The sequence below is a fragment of the Diaphorobacter sp. genome, from assembly GCF_050251835.1.
Lineage (GTDB): Bacteria > Pseudomonadota > Gammaproteobacteria > Burkholderiales > Burkholderiaceae_C > JBFXIE01.
The window spans coordinates 1-3,971 of record NZ_JBFWLZ010000077.1 but is presented as its reverse complement, the minus strand read 5'-3'; the positions used below and the strand labels follow the sequence as shown (position 1 = coordinate 3,971).

General features: G+C 70.4%; 4 protein-coding genes. 2 read left to right on the top strand and 2 right to left on the bottom strand.

Annotated features, from left to right (window positions below):
- Nucleotides 1-52: 52 nt before the first annotated feature.
- Nucleotides 53-1,540 carry a M20 family metallopeptidase gene (locus tag AB7E35_RS14810; RefSeq protein ID WP_428162602.1) on the top strand — a complete coding sequence of 496 codons (1,488 nt, stop codon included), beginning with the start codon at nucleotides 53-55 and terminating at the stop codon, nucleotides 1,538-1,540.
- A 30-nt stretch (nucleotides 1,541-1,570) separates the two neighbouring features.
- The gene (locus tag AB7E35_RS14805) at nucleotides 1,571-2,449 is read left to right on the top strand and encodes an alpha/beta hydrolase (protein ID WP_428167838.1); all 879 of its coding nucleotides are present in this window, start codon (nucleotides 1,571-1,573) and stop codon (nucleotides 2,447-2,449) included.
- A gap of 82 nt (nucleotides 2,450-2,531) precedes the next feature.
- On the opposite strand, the gene AB7E35_RS14800 is transcribed toward AB7E35_RS14805, so the two are convergent.
- Complete coding sequence (locus AB7E35_RS14800; protein ID WP_428167837.1) at nucleotides 2,532-3,248, bottom strand: 16S rRNA (uracil(1498)-N(3))-methyltransferase; 717 nt, start codon at nucleotides 3,246-3,248, stop codon at nucleotides 2,532-2,534.
- Between the two features lie 60 nt (nucleotides 3,249-3,308).
- Nucleotides 3,309-3,611 carry an acylphosphatase gene (locus AB7E35_RS14795; protein ID WP_428167836.1) on the bottom strand — a complete coding sequence of 101 codons (303 nt, stop codon included), beginning with the start codon at nucleotides 3,609-3,611 and terminating at the stop codon, nucleotides 3,309-3,311.
- Nucleotides 3,612-3,971 lie beyond the last annotated feature (360 nt).

Below are 3,971 nucleotides of genomic sequence, written 5' to 3'. Positions count from 1 at the left end.
TTGGCGTATCCTGCGATTTTTGCGCCTAATGCGCTTCGCCAGAGGTTCTGCCATGAACGACCGCCTGCCCGCCACTGCCCTGGACGCTGCCCTTGCCCTCGAACGCGTGGGGCGCATGTGGGACGACAACATCCTGCAGCAGCTCACCGACTACATACGCATCCCCGCCAAATCGCCCGGCTTTGCGCCCGACTGGCGCGAGCAGGGCCACCTGGAGACCGTGCTGCGCAACGCCGCGCAGTGGGTCGAGGCGCAAAAGGTGCCGGGCCTGCAGCTGGAAATAGTGCGCCTGCCCGGTCGCACGCCGGTGCTGTTCTTTGAAGTGGCCGCCACCCAGGCGCAGCACTCGCAGACCGTACCCCCCACCGTGCTGATGTACGGCCACCTGGACAAGCAGCCCGAGTTTGAAGGCTGGCGCGCCGACCTGGGGCCCTGGACGCCCAAGTACGAGGACGGCAAGCTCTACGGCCGCGGCGGCGCCGACGACGGCTATGCGGTGTACGCCAGCATTGCTGCGGTGCAGGAACTGAAGCGCCAGAACCTGCCGCACCCGCGCATCGTCGGCCTGATCGAAACCTGCGAAGAAAGCGGCTCGGCCGACCTGCTGCCCTACATCGACGCGCTGCGCACGCGCTTGGGAAACGTGGCCCTGGTCATCTGCCTGGACTCGGGCGCGGGCAACTACGACCAGCTGTGGCTCACCACCAGCCTGCGCGGCGTGGCCAGCGGCACGCTCAAGGTCGAGATACTCACCGAGGGCGTGCACTCGGGCGACGCTTCGGGCCTGGTGCCCTCGTCGTTTCGCATCATGCGCCAGGTGCTGGACCGGCTCGAAGACAGCGCCACCGGCCGCCTGCTGCCCGCACGCTTTCACTGCGAGGTGCCCGCCGATCGCCTGGCGCAGGCGCGCGCCACGGCTGCCATCCTGGGCGAAGAGGTGTGGCGGCGCTTTCCGTGGGCGCATGCCGACTGCGGCGGCAGCAGCGCCTTTGCCCTGCCCACCACCACCGACCCGGTGCAGGCCCTGATCAAGCGCACCTGGGAGCCCACGCTGTCCGTCACCGGCGCCGAGGGTTTCCCGGCCCTGAAGGACGCAGGCAACGTGCTGCGCCCCTACACCGCCTTCAAGCTCAGCCTGCGCCTGCCCCCGCTGGTGGACGCCGCTGCCTGCGTGCAGGAAATGAAGGTCCTGCTGGAAGACAACGCGCCCTACCAGGCCAAGGTCACCTTCGCGCCCGACGGCGCGGCCAGCGGCTGGAACGCGCCGGCCGTCGCCCCGTGGTTCGAGCAGGCGCTCAACGCCGCCAGCCAGGCCTATTACGGCGCGCCCTGCGGCTACATCGGCCAGGGCGGCACCATTCCGCTGATGAACATGCTCAGCCAGGGCTTCCCAGACGCGCAAATGATGGTCTGCGGTGTGCTCGGCCCCAAGAGCAATGCCCACGGGCCCAACGAGTTCCTGCATGTGCCCTATGCCAAGCGCCTCACCGCCGCCGTGGCCCAGGTGATCGCCAGCATGCCCGCCACCGTCCAGGCCTGATGGGCAACTGACCACACCCCGCCCGGCCCCATGCAGGAACTGAACGAGCCCACGCTGCGCCCCTTCACCGCCAGCGACGGCGAAAACCTGGCCGTGCAGGACTGGCCGCTGGCGCCCGGCCGGCGCCGCGGCGCCGTGCTGCTGGTGCACGGCCTGGGCGAGCACGCCGGCCGTTACGACGCGCTGGCGCAGCGCCTGAACGCCTGGGGCTTTGCCGTGCGCGGCTACGACCATTACGGCCACGGCGACTCCAGCGGCCCGCGCGGCGGCCTGACCAGCGACCTGCGCCTGCTCGACGACCTGGCCGACCTGATGGATGCCACCCGCACGCGCCTGCGCCCGGCGGAGCCGCTGGTGCTGCTGGGCCACAGCATGGGCGGTCTGGTGGCTGCCAGCCTGGTGGCGCACCACCTGCGCCCGGTGGACGCGCTGGTGCTCTCGTCACCCGCGCTGGCCCCCTTTTTGAACCCGCTGCAACAACTGCTGCTGGCCACGCTGCCAAGGCTGCTGCCCAACCTGAGCGTGGGCAACGGGCTGAACCCCGAACACCTCTCGCACGACCCGGCCGTGGTGGCCGCCTACCGGGCCGACCGCCGCTGCCACGACCGCATCAGCGCACGGCTGGCGCGCTTCATTGCCGACGCCGGCCCCGCCACGCTGGCATGCGCCGCGCGCTGGACGGTGCCCACCCTGTTGCTGTGGGGCGAGGACGACCGCATCGTCAACCCCGCCGGCAGCCGTGCCTTTGCCGCGGCGGCGCCCGCGGGCGTGGTGCAGGCGCACGGCTTTGCCGGTCTGTACCACGAGGTCTTCAACGAGACCCACGCCGCACCCGTGTTCGCCGCGCTGCGGCAGTGGCTGGATCAGCGCTGTCCGGCCCTGCCGACGCGCCAAGCCCGTGCGGCCTGAGGCCGGGGCAGGGCGCCCAGGCCCCGCGCAGGCCGTTCAATCGTCACCGCGGTGGATGCCCGCCTGCGCGGCAATGGCGCAATCAGCCCAGACCCAGTAGCGCCAGCGCGGCCACAGATGCCGTCTCGGCACGCAGCACACGCGGGCCCAGGCTGGCGGGGGCAAAGCCTGCGGCCAGGGCGGCGTCTTCTTCCTGCGTGGTCAGGCCGCCCTCGGGGCCGTGCAGCACCCAGGCCGCACCGGCGTCGCCCACGGCTTCGCGCAGCGGGCGGCTGCCGCGGCGCAGCGACAGCAGCAGGCGCGCGCTGCCCTGCGCACCGCACTGGCGCAGCCAGTCGGCCAGCGCCAGCGGGGCATGTACGGTGGGCACGCGGTTGCGTCCGCACTGCTCGCACGCGGCCACGGCAATCGCCTGCCAGTGCGCCTGGCGCTTGGCGGCACGCTCGCCGGCCAGCTTGAGCACGCTGCGCGCCGCGGCAATCGGCTGGATGCTGGCGGCGCCCAGCTCGGTGGCTTTTTCCACCAGCCAGTCCATGCGCTCGTTGGCGGGCATGCCCACGGCCAGGTGCACGGCGCGCGCGGCTTCGCGCTCCACGGGGGCATGGTCGATCAGCTGCACCTGCACATCGCTGCGGCCCATGCGCGTGATGCTGGCGGCCCACTCGCCGCCTTCGCCGTTGAACAGCGTGATGGCATCGCCCGGTTGCAGGCGCAGCACCTGCACATGGCGCGCGGCGGTGTCGGGCAGCGCGGTCTGCAGGCCGGCGGACAGGGGCAGGGGGCAGTAAAAACGGGGCATGTATTACAAAAACAATAGCTGCTGGCGCTTGATTGATGTGGACTCAAGGCCTTTTTTGGTCTAGATCGTCTCGCGCTGCACAAAGCCCCGCAACGCTTCACCGGGCGACTCGTGCGGCGGCGCGTCTTGCACCTGCACACGGTCCACGCGGGCGGCGGGCGGGCCCTCATGCGCCCATTCGATCAGTGCCTGCACCGCATGGGCTGGGCCTGCAACCAGGGCTTCGACGCTGCCGTCGCTGCGGTTGCGCACCCAGCCCTGCACACCCAGTCGCTGGGCGGCTTCGGTCATGGATTTTCGGTAATAAACCCCTTGCACCAGGCCGTGGATGCGCAAGAGGCAGGTGGTGGATTGGGCGGTCATCTCGTCATGCATGCCCCCAACTGTAGCGCCCCGGCGGGCGTGGCGCGGGCGGCGCCAGGGCGATCATCGGCGGCGCTTGGACAAGCTGGATCGGAACCCATGCCATGCCGCTCAATCGCTGGCAGCTACAACAATAAGAGCAAAAAACCGCATCGTCCGGTGGCCGCATGGCATGGGTTACCATGACTGGATGAAAGCACAGTGGCGCCCGCGATGGCACCACCTGTCCAGCCCCACCCTTCATCACCAGCACGCAAACCTTCCATGTCCGCACAGCCGTGGGCCGACCAGGCCCTGCAATCGTTCGAGGCGGTGGTCCAGTCCACGGCGGGCTTTCGCGTGCGCGAGGGCCAGCGGCGC

Coding starts and splice junctions, on each gene's coding strand:
- AB7E35_RS14800 (WP_428167837.1), bottom strand. CDS start 3,248: ATGCCCCGTTTTTACTGCCCCCTGCCCCTGTCCGCCGGCCTGCAGACC.
- AB7E35_RS14805 (WP_428167838.1), top strand. CDS start 1,571: ATGCAGGAACTGAACGAGCCCACGCTGCGCCCCTTCACCGCCAGCGAC.
- AB7E35_RS14795 (WP_428167836.1), bottom strand. CDS start 3,611: ATGACCGCCCAATCCACCACCTGCCTCTTGCGCATCCACGGCCTGGTG.
- AB7E35_RS14810 (WP_428162602.1), top strand. CDS start 53: ATGAACGACCGCCTGCCCGCCACTGCCCTGGACGCTGCCCTTGCCCTC.